The following is a 16962-nucleotide window of genomic DNA, read 5'->3' as shown; positions in this document are numbered from 1 at the left end:
GAGAGATGGGCATGGAAGAAGTCGTCCGCCAGTTGCAGCTGGCGATCCACGACGCGCGGGTCGCCTTCGACTGCATCGGGCTGGGCGAGGTCGAACGTGCCCGGACCTGCCTCGTCACGGCCCGGGCCGCCCTGGACGCCGCGGGGACCGTGCTCGATCACGGCCTGGCCCATTCGCCCGTGGCGCAGGTCGCCGACGAGGCCGCCGCGGCGATGGCCGCCATAGCCGACTAGCTTCTGTTGCATAACCTTTTCCTTGGGGCGGTCGTCACATTCATCGCACCTTGCGTTTCCCTCGGTCACTTCCGGGCAGTCTGCCTCTATCGAGGGATACGGAGGGGTCATGAAGGTCGTGCTCGAGATGACCTTGCCGAGGGACGCCGGCAGCGCGCCCCTCGCCAGGCACACGCTCGACGCCTCGCTGCGGGGGCTCGGCGTCACCTTCGACATCCGGGCCGACATAGCGCTCGCGCTGGGCGAGGCGTGCGCGAACGTGATCCAGCACGCCCGGGCCAGCCGCGAGTACGAGGTCCGCGCCCATGTGGACGACCGGCGCTGCGTCATCGACGTGATCGACGGCGGGCGGGACACCGACCCGGTGGCCTGGGACGGCACCGGGGCGCCGCTGAACGCCGAGCACGGCCGCGGCCTCCAGCTGATCCAAGCGTTCACGGAGGAACTGCACATCAAGGATCGAGCCCACAAAAACGGCGCGATCGTGCATTTCGAGAAATCACTGGCGGGCTGATCCGGGAAAGCGGAAAGGGTCGGCGGATCGGCGCCAATCGATCGGCCTGATTCGCTAGGCTCGGCGCACATATCCACGTTTCACGCCGATCACCCGCCAGGAGAGACCGTGGAGTTCAGCGCCGGCCACCGCCGTTACGGCGAGCACACCATCGTCGCGCTCACGGGCGACATCGACGTCCATTCGAGCCAGCGGCTGCGCGAGCTCCTCATCGAGCTGGTCGGGGCCGGGTCCCGCCGCCTGGTGGTCGACCTGGACCAGGTGACCTTCCTGGACTCCACCGGCCTCGGCGTCTTCGTCGGGATCTTCCACCGGCTGCGCGCCGGGAACGGGACGCTGGCCATCGCCGGCGGCGCCCCGCGCGTCCGCGAGGTCTTCCACGTCACCCAGCTGACCAGGATCTTCCCTCTGCACGAGACGGTGGAGGACGCGGTGCGGCCGGCCGGCGAGGGCGTGCTGGAGCCGTGACACGCCGCAGGCCCGGGCCCCTCCGCGGTCGAGGGGCCCGGGCCTGCGCCGCGGTCAGCCCGTGACGGGCAGGTCGCCCTTCACCGGAGTCGGCTTCGGCGCCTCGCCGGCCGGCCGCACCGGCGGCTTGGCGTGGTGCGCGGGCGGCTTGGCGTGGTGCGCCGGCCGCCGCTTCCCGCAGGTCGCCGACGCGACGCGCAGCGACTCGGTCTTGCCGTTGACCGGCAGGTCCAGCGCGACGGCGGTGACGTTCAGCCGCCCGTCGCGCATCCGCTCCTGCTTGTTCAGCACCAGGTCGGCGTTGCCGACGCCGTCCACCTTGACCGGGATGGTGGTGTTCGGCGGCGGGGAGGAGTCCAGCCGCTTGCCCGCGACGACGGCCTGCGTCAGGTGCGCCGCGCCCTGCCCCTGCCGGCAGGTCGCGCTGACGGACTCGGCCTGCAGCCCGGCGAGGGGGACGGTGAGGTCGGCGACATGAGAGTGCGCCTGCTCCCGGGCGGCCTTGACGTCCAGCGCCCCGGCGTTGACGTACTGGGTGCGGTTCTCGCGCAGCAGGGTGCGGCTGACCACGTCGCCGGCGGACGACACCGCGGGCAGCGGCGCGACCGGCACCGGGCCGGCGCCGGCGAGACCGAACGCCGAGCCGCTGCCCGCGTCCGAGCCCGCGGCGGGCGAGGCGGCGGCGGGCGCGGCCATGGTCAGGCCGAGCGCGACGGCGAGCAGGCCCGTCTGGGCGAACTTGATATGGCGCATGGATCGTCTCCGATTCACGTTCAGGACGGCCGACGTGGAGATCAGCCGGTGATGTTTACGAGGGTTCCGAGCGGGACGGCCGACAGCGCGCGCAGCGCCTTGTCCGGGACCCGCACGCAGCCGTGCGTGACGGCCTTGCCGAAGACCGAGCGGTCCGGCCACGCGTGGAAGGCCACGGTGCCCGGCCCGCCGCCGAAGGAGTCCAGCGACGCCGAGTGCGCACCGAGCGGCAGCACCAGCGGGCTGGGGGTGCGCTTGGCCGGTTCCAGCACCGCCAGCACGAACGTGCGGCCGCTCGGCGTCGGGGTCTTCGGCGCGCCCACCGCCACCGTCCAGGAGCCGGTCTTGCGCCCGGACTTCAGCAGGGTGAGGCGCCGTTCGGACAGGTCGACCCGGACGGCGTAGGGGGAGCGCGCGGTGCGCAGCCCCTGGCCGCGGCCGGAGATCCAGCCGCTCGACCCGTTCGGCCGGCTCGGCAGCAGCACGCGCAGCCAGTCGCCCGAGGTCTCCACCACCGGCACCCAGGTCGGCCCGCCGAGCTGGCGGGCGGGCAGCGTGGCGACCGGCTTGCCGCCGGGACGGTCCAGGACCGGCACCGGCGTGTCCGGGTGCACCACCATGCCCTTGGTGTCGCCGCCGGTCCGGGTGTCGGCCGGGGCGGCGGGCACCCGGGTGTAGGTGGTGCTCTCGGTCGCCTGGAACGCCCCGCCGTTGTCCGCCGGGGCCCCGCCGGCCGCGCCGCGGCCGGCGGGGTCGCCGCCGCCGCAGCCGCCGAGCAGGAGCGCGGCGGCCGCCGGCAGCAGCGCGCCGCCGAGCAGGGTACGGCGTTCGATCATTCGAGGGCCTCCAGGAGGCGTCGGGTCCATTTCCTGGCGACTTCGGGAAAGGTGGTCGTGGTCGCCATCTCGCCGGATGCTAGCCGTATCCGCTCAGGCATGTTCAAGGCTCTGAAAAGCGGGAAGGGAATTTACCCGGCCCGCACGAAAATGATCAGCGGATAGGTCGGGCAATTCCCGAATTGTCGGCCACTACTGCCGCGTGGAGCGTTCCATGGGGACCGTCGGCCGGTTTTCCAGGGAATGCTGCGCGTTCGTTATGGATTCGGGCGTTCAGAGTGCGCCGCCGCCGCTGTATTCTCCGCTCAGCGCACGACCGCGCGGACAGGAGCCGGTGATGGGGCCGAGCGACCGGCCGCGGGCGGGATCAGGCGGGCAGCGAGAACGAGTCGTCCGGTTCCACGGGCTTGGCCGACGCGGCCTCCTGGAACTGCGCCAGCCCCCACAGCAGCGCCTGCAGGGCCGGGGCCGACATGGCCGCCAGCACCCGCGACAGCTCCTCGCGCCGCCGCAGCCGGATCCGCTCCAGCAGCCCGCGCCCCTCGGCGGTGAGCCGGACGGTCACCTCGCGCCGGTCGCCGCCGCCGCTGTCGCGGAGCAGCAGCCCGGCCGCCTCCAGCCGGTCGCAGAGCCGGCTCGCCGACGACACCAGGGCGCCGAGCTCGGCGGCGAGCGCGCTGACGTTGACGGGGCCGCGTTCCAGCACGAGCAGGGCCCGCAGCTGGGTGGCCGGAACCGGCACGTCGGGCGCGTTGTGCGCCCGCGACCACACGTTCATCAGGCTGTTCGCGGCCCGATCGAGGGCGGCCGCCTGTTCCGCGGCGTCCTCACCCGGCATAGCGACCATGCCCCCCACTGTTACATACTGCGTCGGCCCTGGCATCTCACCCACCCCGGCTCGGCCGGGGCGGTCCCGGGCGGCACTACCACTATGACGAGGAATCATGCAGGACACGGGAGCGCATGACCTTGAGCATGCCATCTGGAGCGCGCAGCCGCACGAGCTGCCGGACGTCGCCGTCAACGCCGTCAAGGCGTGCACCGGTGCGACCGCGGTGCGGATCCTGCTCGCCGACTACCGGCAGTCGCGGCTGATCCCGGTCCGGGAGGACGAGCCCGACGTCGCCGTCGACAACACCGCGCCCGGCCACGCGTTCGCCGCGCAGCAGATCATCGCCGACCCCGAGGACGAGCACACGCTGCACCTGCCGCTGAGCGTGCACGGCGACCGGCTCGGGGTGCTGTCGGTCACGCTGCCCGGGGACGCCGCCGGGGAGCCGCGGACCCGGCTCGCGCTGATCGCGACGGTGCTGGCGCGCGCGCTGAAGCTCGCCGACGCCCACACCGACCTGTACCGCCGGATCCGGCGGCGGTCCCGGCTGACGCTGGCCGCCGAGATGCAGTGGGAGCTGCTGCCCGGCCGGGCCTGCAGCACCGGCGAGTTCCACCTGGCCGGGCACCTGGAGCCGGCCTACGCGGTGTGGGGCGACAACTTCGACTGGTCGGTGTCCGAGCGCCACCTCACGCTGACGATCACCAACGGGATGGGGTCGGGCACCGCGGCCGCCGCGCTCACCCACCTGGCGATCAGCGCGCTGCGCAACGCCCGCCGCTCGGGCGCGGGCCTGGCCGAGCAGGCCGCGCTGGCCGACCAGACGCTGTACGCCCACCACCGCGGCGACCGGTACCTGTCCACGCTGCTGCTCGACTTCGACCTGGTCACCGGCCGGGCGCGGGTCGTGGACGCCGGGTCGCCGAAGGCCTTCCGGCTGCGCGGCAACACCACCGAGGCGCTGGACTTCGACGCGCAGCTGCCGCTCGGCATGTTCGGCGACTCGCACTACAGCGCCGAGGAGTTCGCGGTGGAGCCCGGCGACCGGCTGATCATCGTCAGCGACGGCGTGCACGCCGCCGCGTCGGACTCCGGCGAGCTGTACGGGACGGTGGCGCTGATGCAGGCGATCCGCGAGACCCGGCTGCAGAACCCGCCCGAGGCGGTGCGCACGTTCATCCGGCACTTCCTGGAGTACCACGGCGGCGCCGAGCCGGCCGACGACGCGGTGGTCGTCTGCCTGGACTGGACGGGCAAGACGTCCGCCGGCTGAGGGGCCCCGCCGGGAGGCCCGGGGATCAGCGGGGCAGCTTGACGACCGTGACGAAGAAGTCGTCGATCTGCCGGACCACCCTGATGAACTGGTCGAAGTCGACCGGCTTGGTCACGTAGGCGTTGGCGTGCAGGTGGTAGCTGCGCAGTATGTCCTCGTCGGCCTCGGAGGTGGTCAGCACCACGACCGGGATGCTGCGCAGCCCGGCGTCGGCCTTGACCTCCTCCAGCACCTCCCGGCCGTCCTTGCGGGGCAGGTTGAGGTCGAGCAGGATCAGGTCCGGCCGCGGCGAGCCGGCGTAGGGCTCCTCGTGCCGCAGGAACGCGATCGCCTGCTCGCCGTCGTTGACCACGTGCAGGTTGTTCTTGACCTTGTTGTGCTCGAACGCCTCGGTGGTGAGCAGCACGTCGCCGGGGTCGTCCTCGACCAGCAGGACCTCGATCGGGCGGCCGGACTGCAGTGGGTCACTCATCGTCGTTCGTCTCCTTCGCCCCCGCGGGCATGGTCCATCGGATGGTCGTGCCCGGCCGGTCCGGGTCCCCCTCGCCCAGCCAGATCTCGCCGCCGTGATACTCCACGATCTTCTTGCAGAGCGCCAGCCCGATCCCGGTCCCGGTGTACTCCTCGCGCGGGTGCAGCCGCTGGAAGATCAGGAAGATCCGGTCGGCGTAGCGCGGCTCGATGCCGATGCCGTTGTCGGCGCAGGCGAACTCCCACATCCCGTCGTCGCGGAGCTCGGCGGTGACGCGCACCTCGGGCGGCACGCCCGGGCGGCGGAACTTGATCGCGTTGCCGACCAGGTTCTGGAAGAGCTGGCCGAGCTGGGTGCGGTCGCCCGGCAGCGTCGGCAGGTCCCCGACGGTCACCTCGGCGCCGGTCTCCTCGCGCAGCGCCGACAGGTTGTCCACCGCCCGCTCGGCGACGGCGCCGAGGTCGACGGCGGGCTCGGGGCTGGTCATCCGGCCGACGCGGGAGAAGCTGAGCAGGTCGTTGATGAGCGACTGCATGCGCTTGGCGCCGTCCACCGCGAACTGGATGTACTGGCGGCCCCGCTCATCGAGCTGGTCGCCGTAGCGGCGCTCGATCATCTGGCAGAACGAGGCGACCTTGCGCAGCGGCTCTTGCAGGTCGTGGCTGGCGACGTAGGCGAACTGCTCCAGTTCGGCGTTGGAGCGGCGCAGCTCGGCGGTCTGCTCGTCCAGCAGCGCGCGCGCTTCGGAGGACACGCGCCACTCGTCCAGGATGCGGTGCCGCATCGCGTCGATGATGACGGCCAGTTCGGCGATCTCCTCGGGGCCGCTGATGTCCAGCGGGTGCGTGAAGTCGCCCTGCGACACGGCGCGGACGTTGGCGGTCAGCGACGACACCGGCCGCAGCACGGTCCGGCTGATCAGCAGCGCGAGCAGCAGCGCGGCCAGCAGCACCGTGGCGAGCGCGATGCCGACCGACCAGGTGGTGATGGTCGCGCGCTCCTTCAGGTGCCCGGCGACCTTGCCGTGCAGGGCGGTCAGTTCGGCCTGCAGCGCGGCGACGGCGGCGCGGAACTTGACGAACAGGTCGTGCGCGTTGGTCTCGGCGGAGTTCGAGACGCCCTTGTCGGCCGCCCCTGAGGCGATCGGGTCGGCGAACCCGGCCCGCCAGGCGGCGCTGGCGCGGCGCACCTCCTCCAGGCGCTGCAGGGTCGGGCCGGCGCCGTGCACACCGGCCAGCCGCCGCCGCATCGTCGCCTCGGCGGCGGCCTCGTCGGCGATCGCCCGCCGGTAGTCGTCCAGCAGCCCGCCCCCGCCGGAGGTGGCGTAGCCGCGGACCGCGCTGTCCTGGCGGCCGACGGCGGTGCTCAGCTGGTACTGCCCGAGCGCCGCCGGGTCGACGTGCTCGATCAGCTCCCGCCGGGCGGCGTCGCTGCCGTGCAGCGCGACGCCGGCCTGCAGGGCGCTGATCAGGACCAGCAGTCCGAGCAGCAGGCCGCCGATCCGGTAGAGCGTGCGCAGCCGCACCCGGGCCATGCCGCGGGCGGGCGGCACCTCGTCCGCGCGCAGCACCACGGGGGGAGCGGTGAGGGGGCCCGGCGCGTCCTGCTCGGGCGCGCCGGTGGTCTCGTGCTGGTCGATGCTCATCGCAGGTCTCCTCGGCTCAGCAGCAGGACGGCGAGGTCGTCGGAGAGCACGTCGCCGTTCAGCCGCTCGGCCTCGGCCATGAGCCCGTCGACCAGCGGGGCGCCGTGCTCGCCGCGCTGCCAGGCCTCCTTGGCCAGCACCAGCAGGCCCGACAGGTCCAGCCGCTCGTTGCCCTCGCCGATCTGCCCCTCGATGAGGCCGTCGGTGTAGAGCATCAGCGCCCAGTCGTCGCCGAGCTCCAGGTCGGTGGCGGGCCACTCCAGGCCCGGCAGCAGGCCGAGCGCGGGCCCGCACGCGTCGTCGGGGATGGCGGTGACGCCGTCGCGGTCGAACAGCAGCGGCCGGGGGTGCCCGGCCCGCCAGACGCGCGCGCTGCGGCGGTCCGGTGGCAGTTCGAACATGCACAGGGTGGTGAAGATCTCTTCGCTCCAGCGTTCGTGGTGCAGCACGGTGTCGAGCGTCTCCAGCAGCCGGCCGCCGGTGCGCCCGGCCAGCACCAGCGTCCGCCACGCCATGCGCAGCCGCACGCCGAGCGACGCCTCGTCGGCGCCGTGCCCGCTGACGTCGCCGATGACGCCGTGCACGACGCCGTCATCGGTCTGCACCGTGTCGTAGAAGTCGCCGCCGAGCAGCGCGCGCGCCCGGCCCGGCCGGTAGCGGGCGAGATGGCCGAGGGAGGGGTCGCGCAGGATCGGGACGGGCAGCAGGCCGCGTTCCATCCGGGCGTTCTCCCGGCTCACCGCGCGGGCCTCGACCAGCTGCTTCTCCGACTCGTCGGCGCGTTTGCGCTCGATGGCGTAGCGGATGGCGCGGGTGAGCAGCGCGCCGTCGACGTCCTGCTTGACCAGGTAGTCCTGGGCGCCGGCGGCGACCGACGCGACGCCGACGTGCGCGTCGTTCAGGCCGGTCAGCACCAGCACCGCGGTGTCGGGGGCGTGCGCGATCACCTGGCGCAGCGCGGCCAGGCCGTGCGCGTCGGGCAGCGAAAGGTCGACGATGACGCACTGGACGGCGGGGGTCAGCGCGCCGAGCGCCTCGGCCAGGGTGCGCGCGACCGCGATCTCGACGTCGGGTTCGGACTCGGTGAGCAACTCCTCGAAGAGGAACGCGTCCCCCGGATCGTCCTCGACGAGGAGGAGGCGCAGGCAGTCCCCGGCCTCCAGGAGCCCTTCGCGGCCGCGGCTTTGAGTCGCGGTCATACCCGACACGCTCTCATGGTCGCCGCCACCGGGCGAACGGGCTCCAGCAACTTGTCATAGAGCAAAGATTAGTTCAGGGAAGCTGATGGACGGGTGCCGGCGGGTTTTTCCGGCCCCGGTAACGATGCGCCCGGCCGCGCCACTTCCTGGTGACGGAACACACCAGCGGGGACGGAGGAGCACACGGTGGCAGACCAGGCCCCCGACGAAAGACGCTTCACCACCATCTACGACGAGTGCCGGCAGAGCGTGTGGTCCTACGCGGCCGCGCGCGGCGGCCGGCAGCTCGCCGACGAGGTGGTGAGCGAGACCTTCATGGTCGCGTGGCGGCGGCTGGACGCGGTGCCCGAGCCGCCGCTGCCGTGGCTGCTCGGCGTCGCCCGCAACGTCCTGCGCGACCGGTACCGCAGCGAGGTCCGGCGCGAGTCCTTCCAGGCAGAGCTGCGGCACTGGATCCCGGCGGCGGACGGCGACGTCGCCGAGCAGGTCGCCGAGCGGCACGCGGTGCTGCGCGCGCTGGCGGGGCTGCCGGAGGCCGACCGGGAGATCTTGATCCTGGTCGCCTGGCAGGGGCTCGGGCCGCGCGACGCCGCCCGCGTCGTCGGCTGCTCGCCCGCGACGCTGCGCGTCCGGCTGCACCGGGCGCGCCGCCGCCTGCAGCGCGCCCTGGACGACGCGCCGCGCCCGGACCCGGCACGGCCGCCGGGACGGGCCCGCGCACAGGTCACGACCATCAGAGAGGAGCTGTCATGAAGGACGTGCTGAGGACGCTGGCCGAGGCCCGGCCGGCGGGGCTGGACCCGGCCGCGCCGGTGGACGCCGGCACCCGGCAGGCCGAGCTGGCGCGGGCCATGCTGGCCACGCACGAGCCGGCGAAGGCGGAGCGGCGCCGGATCCGTCCGGCCTGGGGGCTCGGCGCGGTGGCCGCCGCGGCGGCCGTGGCCGTGGGCGCGGCGACGCTGGCCGGCGGCGGCGACGGCCCGCAGCGGACCCCCGAGCCCGGCGGGCCGGCGCTCAACGCGCCGTCCCTGCTGCTCGCGGCGGCGCACAAGCTGGAGACGCGGCCCGACGAGCGCGGCGCCTACTGGCACACCAAGACGGTCAGCGCCGGCCGGGTGCAGGCGTCCACGAACGGGCAGGACTTCGTCGTCGTGGTCCGTGACACCGACGAGGGCTGGGTCCCGGTCTCGCCGACCGAACCGGGCTGGAGCCGGAGCCAGGACCTCGGCGTGCAGCCCGCGACCCCGGCCGCCGCCGACGCCTGGAAGCAGGCGGGCGCGCCCCGCAAGGTCGAGGTGCGCTTCCCCGTCGCCCCTGGTAACCCGAACGTGAAGAAGGCGGAGCTGCCCACCGGGCCGAGCCCCGCCGAGTCGCAGCGCGTTCCGCCGGCCAAGGGCGGCAAGCTGTTCTGGATCGGCCGCAACGTCACGGTGAAGGAGCTGCTCGCGCTGCCCGCCGACGCCGGGCGGCTGAAGGCCGTGCTGCTGCGCGACTACAAGGGGCACGACACCGAGGCGGCGGGCGTGCCGATGTCGGCCGAGCGGTGGCTGTTCACGGTCGCCGGGAGCCTGGTCACCGACCTGCCGGTGCGGGCGAAGACGCGCGGCGCGGCGTTCCGGCTGCTGGCGGGCCTGCCCGGCGTGCGGGCGATCCCTCAGGTCACCGACGCGCAGGGGCGGCGCGGCACCGCGGTGGCGATGGCCGACGAGAACGGCGGCGCCACCCAGCGGCGCCTGATCCTCGATCCGGCGAGCGGGAACGCGCTCGGTTCGCAGACCGTGCTGGTCAGGGCGTCCAAGGCCTATCCGGGCCTGGCGCCGGGCACCGTGCTGAGTTCGGTGGCTCTGGTCACGACGGAATGGACGAACAGCGTGCCGCGCGGATAACCGGCGCGGCATTCGCCGGGCGGCAATGGCGATGGAACCGGCGGCTCCCGGCCCTTTGGGCGGGAGCCGCTCGCCGTTGATCGGTTCTGTTGATCGGACGGTCGAACGATGCCGGGCGCGGCCCGCGGCCCGGCCGGATTGATCAAACGGTGATCGGCACTAGGCGCTCTTGGAAGTCCGGCGCGCCGCCTTTTGGGCGGAGCGGCGCTGGGTGGCGGCATTGCGGGCGCGGTTCATGCTTTCCCGGACGCGCGCGGCGCCGCGCGCGGCGGTGGTGCTGTCGACCGAACGCCCTGCGTAGACGGCCAGGACCTCGGCGACGGGCGGCGGCGTGTATTCCTCGCGGACGAGGATGGGCGGAGGGATGACGATGCCCGCCGGCGGTGGCGCCGCCGGGTCCGGGCTTCCGGGCGCGGGGACGAGCGCGAGATGCGTTCGGCAGTGCGGGCACTGCAACCCGGAATGGGTTTCTCTGCTCATGCCCTCATCATTACCCGGGGGTCTGACAAAAAAGTCTCAGCGGTGGCCGAGGCGCCAGCCGCGGCAGGTCTCGACGTAGGAGATCAGTTCGTGATCGGCGAACCGGACCGGGTCCCAGTCGGTGTCTTCGGCCGTGCCCTTCCAGATATAGGCGCGGCCGCGCCGGCCGCCGTCCAGGGGCAGCACCGCGATCTCATAAAGATCGTCTTCATAGGCGTCGAGCAGCCGCTTTTCCGCTTCGTCCAGACCGGTGATCAGCATTCCGTCGGCGGTGGCGGCGGGATCGGCGACCAGGCCCGGGTAGACGACGCCGGGCAGCGCCCGCACCCGCCACCCGGCCGCGCGGGCGGGCGCCAGGTCCGGGACGCGGCCGAGCAGGACGTGCAGGACCTCGGGGAACCGCAGGGTCCCGTAGACGAACAGGCCATCGTCATCGCTCATGGACGGGCAGCGTAGAAGGCGCGGCCGGGCGCGAGTGCGCCGAGGTCTGGTGGCCGCCGTGCCGCGCCAGCGACACCACGCAGCACGCCAGCGCCACGAGCACGCCCACCACGACGACGCCGCGCCCGGCCCGCAGCCCATAACCGCAGGTCAGCCAGAGTGCGTGCAGCAGCCAGCGGCGCCACCTGCCGGGCTCGGTGCGGCGGCGCATCTCCAGCGCGCTGTAGCGGAAGTCACGGGCCAGCCGGCCGTCGGAGCCCGCCGCCGCGCGGGCGAGCCGCCCGTACAGGACGGCGAGCCGCTCGTCGCTCAGCCCGCCGGCCGCCGCCGGGTCCTCGGCGAGCACGGCGTGGCCGTGCCGGTGCCAGCGCGGCCGGACGGTGCCGAACGCGCAGTGCCCGCTGAGACGCAGGCCACCGGACGCGGGGTCGTCCGGGCCGCGCAGGCCGGCGAAGCGGCAGCGGGTGAGATCGACGTCGGTGAGCACGACGTCGCGGGCCGACACCCCGCGCAGCGAGGCGAGCCGGGCCCGCGGCCCGTCCGGGTCGTCGGGTTCGGTGACCCCGGTCAGCGGCTGCGCCAGCGACCGGACGGCCAGCTCCCCCTCGAACGCCGCGCCCTCCAGGTCGAGTTCGGTGTGCCGGAGCCGGAACTCGCCGGACCCGTGCACGGTGAGGCCCCGCGCGGTGATCCGCCGGACGGCGGCGTGCACGTGCAGGTCGCCGTGGACGGTGACGTCGGCCAGGTCGATCCGCCCGGCCGCGGCCATCGGCCCGAGCCGCAGGCCATGCCGGAAGCGCGCGCGCTCGAAGCGGGCGTGCCGCCCCACCTGCACCCGCCGGAAGGAGTAGGCGCCGCCGAAGCAGGCCGCCCGCATCATCGCGTCCTGGCCGAACCGGGCCTTGTCGAAGGCCACCGCCTCCAGGAACACCGCGCGGTCGAACACCGCGCCCGCTCCCCAGGCGGTCTCGCCGAACAGCGCGTCGCCGCCGAACACCGCCTCCTCGAACGAGGCGTGCCGCCCGAAGGAGGCGCCATGGAAGGTGGCGTTGCCCGCGAACCGGGTGCCCCGGAACGAGACGTGCCCGCCGAACCGGGCGTCGAAGAAGGAGACGCCACCGACGAAGGCCGCCCCGTCGAAGGAGCAGTCGCGCTCGAAACAGGTCCTGGCGAACGACACCTGCGCGGGCAGCAGCGCTCCCTCGAACCGGCACCGCCCGAGCCGCGCCCGCCCGTCGGGGCCGGTGACGGCCTCCAAGAGCGAGGCCAGCAGGCCGGGCGCGACGGTCACGCCCCGCAGATCCAGATCCGCGCCCGGCCCCAGCCCCGCGGCGAACCGCCGCAGCTGCAGCGGCGTCAGATGCGCGGCACAGGCCTCGAACGGATCGGCGGCACGACCGCTGCACCCGTACACAGCCGCACAAAGTGGCCGTCCCACCGCAGCGGGCGGGACCCGAAGAGACTCATGAGAGGTCACGGCTCCGGTTTACCCGCCTGCGCAGGGCGAGGGAATGCCCAGATTCCATCCGTTGTCCCGCGACGGAGGAATCTGTCCACGCGGACAGGTCGGCGGCCCGCCCTTGGCGGCGCCGGGGGAGGGCGGCACGGCCGCACCGCCGTCCGGCGGTGCGGCGGGCGGACCGGGTGCTCGTGCGGTTGCGGGGCTTAGCGGATCACCTGGACTCGATCTTGGCCTTGGCGGCGGTCTTCAGGGCGGTGCGGCGGGCCTTGCGGCCTGCCCGCCGGCTCATCTGGTCGGCCTTGCGCCCGGCCAGCAGGCTCGCCTTGGCCGCCTGGTCGCCGGCCTTGCGGTGGGCCTTCCGGCTCGCCTTGGCGGCCTTGACGCGGGCGCGGCGGCCCGCGGCGCGGCCGTAGTCGGCGGCCTTGGCCCCCGGGGAGCGGTTCGCGCGGCGGTTCCGCCAGGTGCGGATCAGCACGATCGCCACGACGGCGCCCGCCATCGCGGCCGCGACCGGCTTCGGCCGGCGGCCCGCCTCCTCGGCGGCGTGCACGACCGGGTCGGGGGCCTTCTCGCGCGCCCGGTCCTTCAGCTCGCCCGCCTTGTCCTTCAGCGCGCCGGCCTTCTCCTGGGCCTGGGCCTTGACCTCCTCGGCCTTCTCCTGGGCCTGGGCCTTGACCTCCCCGGCCTTCTCCTGCGCCTGCGCCTTCACCTCCTCGGCCTTGTCCTTGGCGCGCCCCTTGACGTCGGCACGCGCCGTCAGCTCCTCGACGGTCTCGCCGAGCTCCTCCCGCGCCTGCTCGATCCGCGCCTGCTGCGCGCGCAGCTCCTGCTCGGCGTCGTCGCTCACCGGTGCCCCCTGTTCTTGATCTCCTGGACGTCCGCCCGGACGCTCTCGGTGGTGTGCTCGGGCTTGGCCGGGGTGGCCATGCCCATCTGCTTCTTGCCGCGCTGGGCCAGCAGGCCCGCGATCGCGAACAGCACGACCGTCACGATGAGCGCGGCGGCCCAGCCGGGCAGCACCACCGCCAGTGCCAGGATGATCGTGGCGACCAGGGCGCCGCCGCCGTACAGGGCGGTGACGCCGGCGCCGCCGAACATCTTGGCGCCCTGCGCGGCGCGGTTGCCCTTGGCCTTCAGTTCCAGCTGGGCGAGCCGCAGCTCCTCGCGCACGAGGGTCGCGCTCTGCTCGCTGAGCGTCTTGACGAGCTCGGACGTCGGCAGTCCGGCAAGGTCTGCTTGATGTCGTTCGGTCATCGCGTCCTCCCTGTGCTGGACGCAGGATCTACCCCCGGATGGGGCTTGCTAACAGCCCGTTCGGTTATGGGTACGGCCAGCGCGCGCTGGTCCGTTATGAGGGGTACGTCACGTGGCGCACGGTGCGGGAAGGTCCGTTTTCCCGAGTGATCTCCGGGAACCGGGGGCATGATCGGAGCATCGGATACCTGGCCGGAACATGCCCGTTCGACTGCTGTTCACCTTGCGCGGGAAAGATTGCCTTATGACCGTCAATCCAGGACATTTCACTCACGATGCGGAGCCGCTGCCCGAAGACCGCTTCCTCGACCGCGAGGAGAGCTGGCTCCGCTTCAACCAGCGTGTCCTGGAACTGGCCGAGGACCCCGGCCTGCCGCTGCTGGAACGGGCCAGGTTCCTGTCGATCTTCGCCAGCAACCTGGACGAGTTCTTCATGGTCCGGGTGGCGGGCCTGGCCCGCCGGATGGCCACCGGCCTCGCCGTCCAGTCCGCGAGCGGCCGCCAGCCCCGCGAGGTGCTGGAGCGCACCGCGGCCGTCGCGCACGAGCTGATGCTGCGGCACGCCGCGTGCTTCCGCGACGAGGTCTGCCCCGCCCTCGGCAAGGAGGGCGTGCACATCCTGCGCTGGGAGGACCTGGCCGAGACCGAGCGCGAGCGGCTGCGCCGGGTGTTCCGCGAGCGGATATACCCCGTGCTCACGCCGCTGGTCGTCGACTCGGCGCACCCCTTCCCCTACATCTCCGGGCTGTCGCTGAACCTGGCGGTGATCGTGCGCGACCCCGAGACCGAGGCGACCATGTTCGCCCGGGTCAAGGTCCCGCCGGTGCTGCCGCGCTTCTTCGAGGCCTCCCCGGACCGGTTCACCCCGCTCGAGGACGTCATCGCCGCGCACCTCGGCCAGCTGTTCGTCGGCATGGAGGTCGTCGAGCACCACGCGTTCCGGGTCACCCGCAACCAGGACCTGGAGATCGACGACGACATCAGCGAGGGCCTGCTGCAGGCGCTGGAGCGCGAGCTGCTGCGCCGCCGGTTCGGCCCCGTCGTCCGCCTGGAGGTGGAGGAGTCGATCTCCCCGGCGGTGCTGGAGCTGCTCACCGCCGAGCTGGCCATCGACGAGGGGCAGATCTACCGGGTGCCGGGCCCGCTGGACCTGGCCGGACTGGCCGCGATCGCCGACCTGGACCGGCCGGAGCTGAAGTACCCGCCGTTCGTGCCGTCCAAGGAGGCGGTCCCGACCGACGGCAGCATCTTCGCCGCGATCCGCAACCGGGACGTGTTCCTGCACCACCCCTACGACTCCTTCACCACCACGGTGCAGCGGCTCATCGAGGACGCCGCCGCCGACCCGCACGTGCTGGCGATCAAGCAGACGCTCTACCGGACCAGCGGCGACTCCCCGATCGTGGACGCGCTGATCGACGCCGCCGAGGCCGGCAAGCAGGTCGTGGTCGTGGTGGAGCTGAAGGCCCGCTTCGACGAGCGCGCCAACATCGCCTGGGCGCGCAAGCTGGAGCAGGCCGGCTGCCACGTGGTGTACGGGTTCGTCGGGCTGAAGACGCACTGCAAGCTCGCCATGGTCGTCCGCCAGGACACCGACGGGGTGCTGCGCCGCTACTGCCACATCGGCACCGGCAACTACCACCCCAAGACCGCGCGGCTGTACGAGGACATCGGGCTGCTCACCGTCGACCCCGCGGTCGGCGAGGACGTCAGCGCGCTGTTCAACCACCTCACCGGCTACTCCCGCCAGTCGGGCTACAAGCGGCTGCTGGTCGCGCCGCAGAGCCTGCGCTCGGGGCTGGTGCAGCGGATCGAGCGGGAGGTCGAGCACCACCGGGAGGGCCGCCCGGCGCGCATCCGCATCAAGTGCAACTCGCTGGTCGACGAGGTCGTCATCGACGCGCTGTACCGGGCGTCGCAGGAGGGCGTGCCGGTCGACATCTGGGTGCGCGGGATCTGCGCGCTGCGGCCGGGCGTGCCGGGCCTGTCGGAGACGATCCGGGTGCGCAGCGTCCTCGGCCGGTTCCTGGAGCACTCGCGGGTGTTCGCCTACGACAACGGCGGCGAGGCCGAGGTGTGGATCGGCAGCGCCGACCTGATGCACCGCAACCTGGACCGGCGGGTGGAGGCGCTCGTCACCATCGCCGACCGGGTCCAGCGCGACTCCCTGCTCGGCCTGATGGACCTGGCCATGGACGACGGCACCTGCTCCTGGTGGCTGGAGGGCGACGGCACCTGGACGCGGCGGACCGCGCCGGACGGCGAGCCGCTGCTGGACATCCAGACCCACCTGGTCAAGAGCAGGCGCTGGAGGACCGTCGATGGATGAGCCCGTCCGCGCGGCCGGCGCGGTGCTGTGGCGCGACGGCGAGTACGGCCTGCAGGTCGCGCTCGTGCACCGGCCCCGCTACGACGACTGGTCGTTCCCGAAGGGCAAGCTGGACAAGGGCGAGCACGTGCTGCGCGCCGCCGTCCGCGAGGTGACCGAGGAGACCGGCATCGTGCCGCGGCTCGGGCGGCGGCTGCCCACCAGCACCTACCTGAAGGGCGGCCGGGCCAAGCGCGTCGACTACTGGGCGGCGCGCGCCGCCGCCGCGGCCGTCCCGGAGTTCGTGCCGAACGACGAGGTCGACCGGCTGGAGTGGCTGTCGCATGAGGACGCCGAGCGGCGGCTGACGCACTCGGGCGACGTGGACCTGCTGCACGCGTTCGCCGCCGGGCCGCTGCGGACCCGGCCGCTGGTCATCCTGCGGCACGCCGACGCCGGCGAGAAGCGCGCGTGGCGCGAGCCCGACGAGCTGCGCCCGCTGGACGCCGGCGGCCGCGCCGACGCCGCCGCGCTGGCCCCTGTGCTGCGGGCGTTCGGGCCCGCGCGGCCGATGGCGTCGGCCACCGCGCGCTGCGTGGAGACCGTGCTGCCGTACGTGCGGCTGACCGGCGCGGACGTCGTCACCGAGCGCGCGTTCACGGTCGGCGAGAGCGGCCCGGACCAGGCCTGCCGGCGGCTGTTCGAGCTGCTGCAGGACGAGGCGCCGCTGTTGGTGTGCACGCACGGCGAGATCGTCGCGGACCTGGTCACCGGCCTGTGCCGGCGCTTCGGGGAGAAGCCCCCAGAGGAGCCGGCGCTGGACAAGGGGGCGTTCTGGGTGGCGCACCTGGCCGGGGACGCCATCGCCTCCCTGGAACGCCATAACGCACGTTCCTGAGAACAGGC

At 73.4% G+C, this 16962-nt stretch carries 19 protein-coding genes; 8 read left to right on the top strand and 11 right to left on the bottom strand.

Features of this window, described 5'->3' with window-relative positions; all coding sequences use genetic code 11:
• Positions 1 to 5 precede the first annotated feature (5 nt).
• From ACRB68_RS14720 to ACRB68_RS14710, 3 genes are all read left to right on the top strand, one after another.
• Complete coding sequence (locus ACRB68_RS14720) at positions 6 to 233, top strand: hypothetical protein (protein ID WP_153533042.1); 228 nt, start codon at positions 6 to 8, stop codon at positions 231 to 233.
• Between the two features lie 109 nt (positions 234 to 342).
• Complete coding sequence (locus ACRB68_RS14715) at positions 343 to 747, top strand: ATP-binding protein (RefSeq protein ID WP_153533041.1); 405 nt, start codon at positions 343 to 345, stop codon at positions 745 to 747.
• A 108-nt stretch (positions 748 to 855) separates the two neighbouring features.
• On the top strand, positions 856 to 1215 hold the full coding sequence (locus tag ACRB68_RS14710; protein WP_328594214.1) for an STAS domain-containing protein: 360 nt from the start codon (positions 856 to 858) through the stop codon (positions 1213 to 1215).
• 54 nt (positions 1216 to 1269) lie between these two features.
• On the opposite strand, the gene ACRB68_RS14705 is transcribed toward ACRB68_RS14710, so the two are convergent.
• From ACRB68_RS14705 to ACRB68_RS14695, 3 genes are all read right to left on the bottom strand, one after another.
• Positions 1270 to 1968: a choice-of-anchor P family protein gene (locus ACRB68_RS14705; RefSeq protein ID WP_153533040.1), complete on the bottom strand. Its 699-nt coding sequence runs from the start codon at positions 1966 to 1968 to the stop codon at positions 1270 to 1272.
• Between the two features lie 41 nt (positions 1969 to 2009).
• Positions 2010 to 2804: a L,D-transpeptidase gene (locus ACRB68_RS14700; RefSeq protein WP_153533039.1), complete on the bottom strand. Its 795-nt coding sequence runs from the start codon at positions 2802 to 2804 to the stop codon at positions 2010 to 2012.
• Between the two features lie 367 nt (positions 2805 to 3171).
• A complete protein-coding gene (locus tag ACRB68_RS14695) occupies positions 3172 to 3651 on the bottom strand; it encodes a MarR family winged helix-turn-helix transcriptional regulator (protein ID WP_153533038.1) in 480 nt (159 codons plus the stop codon).
• A gap of 97 nt (positions 3652 to 3748) precedes the next feature.
• Here ACRB68_RS14695 and ACRB68_RS14690 point away from each other — a divergent pair, with 97 nt between their 5' ends.
• Positions 3749 to 4909, top strand: coding sequence for a PP2C family protein-serine/threonine phosphatase (locus ACRB68_RS14690; RefSeq protein ID WP_153533037.1), 1161 nt, complete (start codon positions 3749 to 3751; stop codon positions 4907 to 4909).
• A gap of 25 nt (positions 4910 to 4934) precedes the next feature.
• On the opposite strand, the gene ACRB68_RS14685 is transcribed toward ACRB68_RS14690, so the two are convergent.
• Genes ACRB68_RS14685 through ACRB68_RS14675 form a run of 3 tightly spaced genes read right to left on the bottom strand, consistent with a single transcriptional unit; the run spans position 4935 to position 8225 of the window.
• Entirely contained in the window at positions 4935 to 5381 is a 447-nt protein-coding gene (locus ACRB68_RS14685) for a response regulator (RefSeq protein WP_153533036.1), read from the bottom strand.
• On the bottom strand, positions 5374 to 7026 hold the full coding sequence (locus ACRB68_RS14680; RefSeq protein ID WP_153533035.1) for a sensor histidine kinase: 1653 nt from the start codon (positions 7024 to 7026) through the stop codon (positions 5374 to 5376). The genes ACRB68_RS14685 and ACRB68_RS14680 overlap by 8 nt, the downstream gene beginning before the upstream one ends.
• Positions 7023 to 8225 (bottom strand): PP2C family protein-serine/threonine phosphatase, encoded by a 1203-nt coding sequence (locus ACRB68_RS14675; RefSeq protein WP_153533034.1) that lies wholly within the window; start codon positions 8223 to 8225, stop codon positions 7023 to 7025. The genes ACRB68_RS14680 and ACRB68_RS14675 overlap by 4 nt, the downstream gene beginning before the upstream one ends.
• A 186-nt stretch (positions 8226 to 8411) precedes the next feature.
• Here ACRB68_RS14675 and ACRB68_RS14670 point away from each other — a divergent pair, with 186 nt between their 5' ends.
• A complete protein-coding gene (locus ACRB68_RS14670; RefSeq protein WP_328594213.1) occupies positions 8412 to 8978 on the top strand; it encodes an RNA polymerase sigma factor in 567 nt (188 codons plus the stop codon).
• Positions 8975 to 10111, top strand: a complete 1137-nt coding sequence (locus ACRB68_RS14665; RefSeq protein WP_153533033.1) for a CU044_5270 family protein — start codon at positions 8975 to 8977, stop codon at positions 10109 to 10111. The genes ACRB68_RS14670 and ACRB68_RS14665 overlap by 4 nt, the downstream gene beginning before the upstream one ends.
• A 159-nt stretch (positions 10112 to 10270) precedes the next feature.
• Here the strand turns inward: ACRB68_RS14665 and ACRB68_RS14660 are convergent, their stop codons facing one another.
• From ACRB68_RS14660 to ACRB68_RS14640, 5 genes are all read right to left on the bottom strand, one after another.
• Positions 10271 to 10591, bottom strand: coding sequence for a hypothetical protein (locus ACRB68_RS14660; RefSeq protein WP_153533032.1), 321 nt, complete (start codon positions 10589 to 10591; stop codon positions 10271 to 10273).
• Between the two features lie 36 nt (positions 10592 to 10627).
• A complete protein-coding gene (locus tag ACRB68_RS14655; protein ID WP_153533031.1) occupies positions 10628 to 11032 on the bottom strand; it encodes a gamma-glutamylcyclotransferase family protein in 405 nt (134 codons plus the stop codon).
• On the bottom strand, positions 11022 to 12446 hold the full coding sequence (locus ACRB68_RS14650) for a pentapeptide repeat-containing protein (RefSeq protein ID WP_153533030.1): 1425 nt from the start codon (positions 12444 to 12446) through the stop codon (positions 11022 to 11024). The genes ACRB68_RS14655 and ACRB68_RS14650 overlap by 11 nt, the downstream gene beginning before the upstream one ends.
• A gap of 259 nt (positions 12447 to 12705) precedes the next feature.
• A complete protein-coding gene (locus ACRB68_RS40500; RefSeq protein WP_207709696.1) occupies positions 12706 to 13341 on the bottom strand; it encodes a DUF3618 domain-containing protein in 636 nt (211 codons plus the stop codon).
• Positions 13338 to 13748: a phage holin family protein gene (locus tag ACRB68_RS14640; protein ID WP_153533029.1), complete on the bottom strand. Its 411-nt coding sequence runs from the start codon at positions 13746 to 13748 to the stop codon at positions 13338 to 13340. The genes ACRB68_RS40500 and ACRB68_RS14640 overlap by 4 nt, the downstream gene beginning before the upstream one ends.
• Positions 13749 to 13992: 244 nt before the next feature.
• Between ACRB68_RS14640 and ACRB68_RS14635 the strand changes: the two genes are divergently transcribed.
• Together ACRB68_RS14635 and ACRB68_RS14630 are read left to right on the top strand one after the other, a co-directional pair.
• Entirely contained in the window at positions 13993 to 16077 is a 2085-nt protein-coding gene (locus ACRB68_RS14635) for an RNA degradosome polyphosphate kinase (protein WP_153533028.1), read from the top strand.
• Positions 16070 to 16954, top strand: coding sequence for an NUDIX hydrolase (locus tag ACRB68_RS14630; protein ID WP_153533027.1), 885 nt, complete (start codon positions 16070 to 16072; stop codon positions 16952 to 16954). Before ACRB68_RS14635 ends, ACRB68_RS14630 begins: the two co-directional genes overlap by 8 nt.
• Positions 16955 to 16962: the final 8 nt, after the last annotated feature.

This window comes from Actinomadura macrotermitis, assembly GCF_009604375.1.
GTDB classification, from domain to species: Bacteria; Actinomycetota; Actinomycetes; order Streptosporangiales; family Streptosporangiaceae; genus Spirillospora; species Spirillospora macrotermitis.
This window is presented reverse-complemented; position numbering and strand designations above follow the sequence as displayed.

What these genes read in the sequence shown, in the direction of transcription:
- ACRB68_RS14720 (WP_153533042.1), top strand. Translation starts at nt 6, where the DNA reads ATGGGCATGGAAGAAGTCGTCCGCCAGTTGCAGCTGGCGATCCACGAC.
- ACRB68_RS14675 (WP_153533034.1), bottom strand. Translation starts at nt 8,225, where the DNA reads ATGACCGCGACTCAAAGCCGCGGCCGCGAAGGGCTCCTGGAGGCCGGG.
- ACRB68_RS14635 (WP_153533028.1), top strand. Translation starts at nt 13,993, where the DNA reads ATGACCGTCAATCCAGGACATTTCACTCACGATGCGGAGCCGCTGCCC.
- ACRB68_RS14685 (WP_153533036.1), bottom strand. Translation starts at nt 5,381, where the DNA reads ATGAGTGACCCACTGCAGTCCGGCCGCCCGATCGAGGTCCTGCTGGTC.
- ACRB68_RS14640 (WP_153533029.1), bottom strand. Translation starts at nt 13,748, where the DNA reads ATGACCGAACGACATCAAGCAGACCTTGCCGGACTGCCGACGTCCGAG.
- ACRB68_RS14705 (WP_153533040.1), bottom strand. Translation starts at nt 1,968, where the DNA reads ATGCGCCATATCAAGTTCGCCCAGACGGGCCTGCTCGCCGTCGCGCTC.
- ACRB68_RS14690 (WP_153533037.1), top strand. Translation starts at nt 3,749, where the DNA reads ATGCAGGACACGGGAGCGCATGACCTTGAGCATGCCATCTGGAGCGCG.
- ACRB68_RS14665 (WP_153533033.1), top strand. Translation starts at nt 8,975, where the DNA reads ATGAAGGACGTGCTGAGGACGCTGGCCGAGGCCCGGCCGGCGGGGCTG.
- ACRB68_RS14660 (WP_153533032.1), bottom strand. Translation starts at nt 10,591, where the DNA reads ATGAGCAGAGAAACCCATTCCGGGTTGCAGTGCCCGCACTGCCGAACG.
- ACRB68_RS14630 (WP_153533027.1), top strand. Translation starts at nt 16,070, where the DNA reads ATGGATGAGCCCGTCCGCGCGGCCGGCGCGGTGCTGTGGCGCGACGGC.
- ACRB68_RS14715 (WP_153533041.1), top strand. Translation starts at nt 343, where the DNA reads ATGAAGGTCGTGCTCGAGATGACCTTGCCGAGGGACGCCGGCAGCGCG.
- ACRB68_RS14695 (WP_153533038.1), bottom strand. Translation starts at nt 3,651, where the DNA reads ATGGTCGCTATGCCGGGTGAGGACGCCGCGGAACAGGCGGCCGCCCTC.
- ACRB68_RS14680 (WP_153533035.1), bottom strand. Translation starts at nt 7,026, where the DNA reads ATGAGCATCGACCAGCACGAGACCACCGGCGCGCCCGAGCAGGACGCG.
- ACRB68_RS14655 (WP_153533031.1), bottom strand. Translation starts at nt 11,032, where the DNA reads ATGAGCGATGACGATGGCCTGTTCGTCTACGGGACCCTGCGGTTCCCC.
- ACRB68_RS14700 (WP_153533039.1), bottom strand. Translation starts at nt 2,804, where the DNA reads ATGATCGAACGCCGTACCCTGCTCGGCGGCGCGCTGCTGCCGGCGGCC.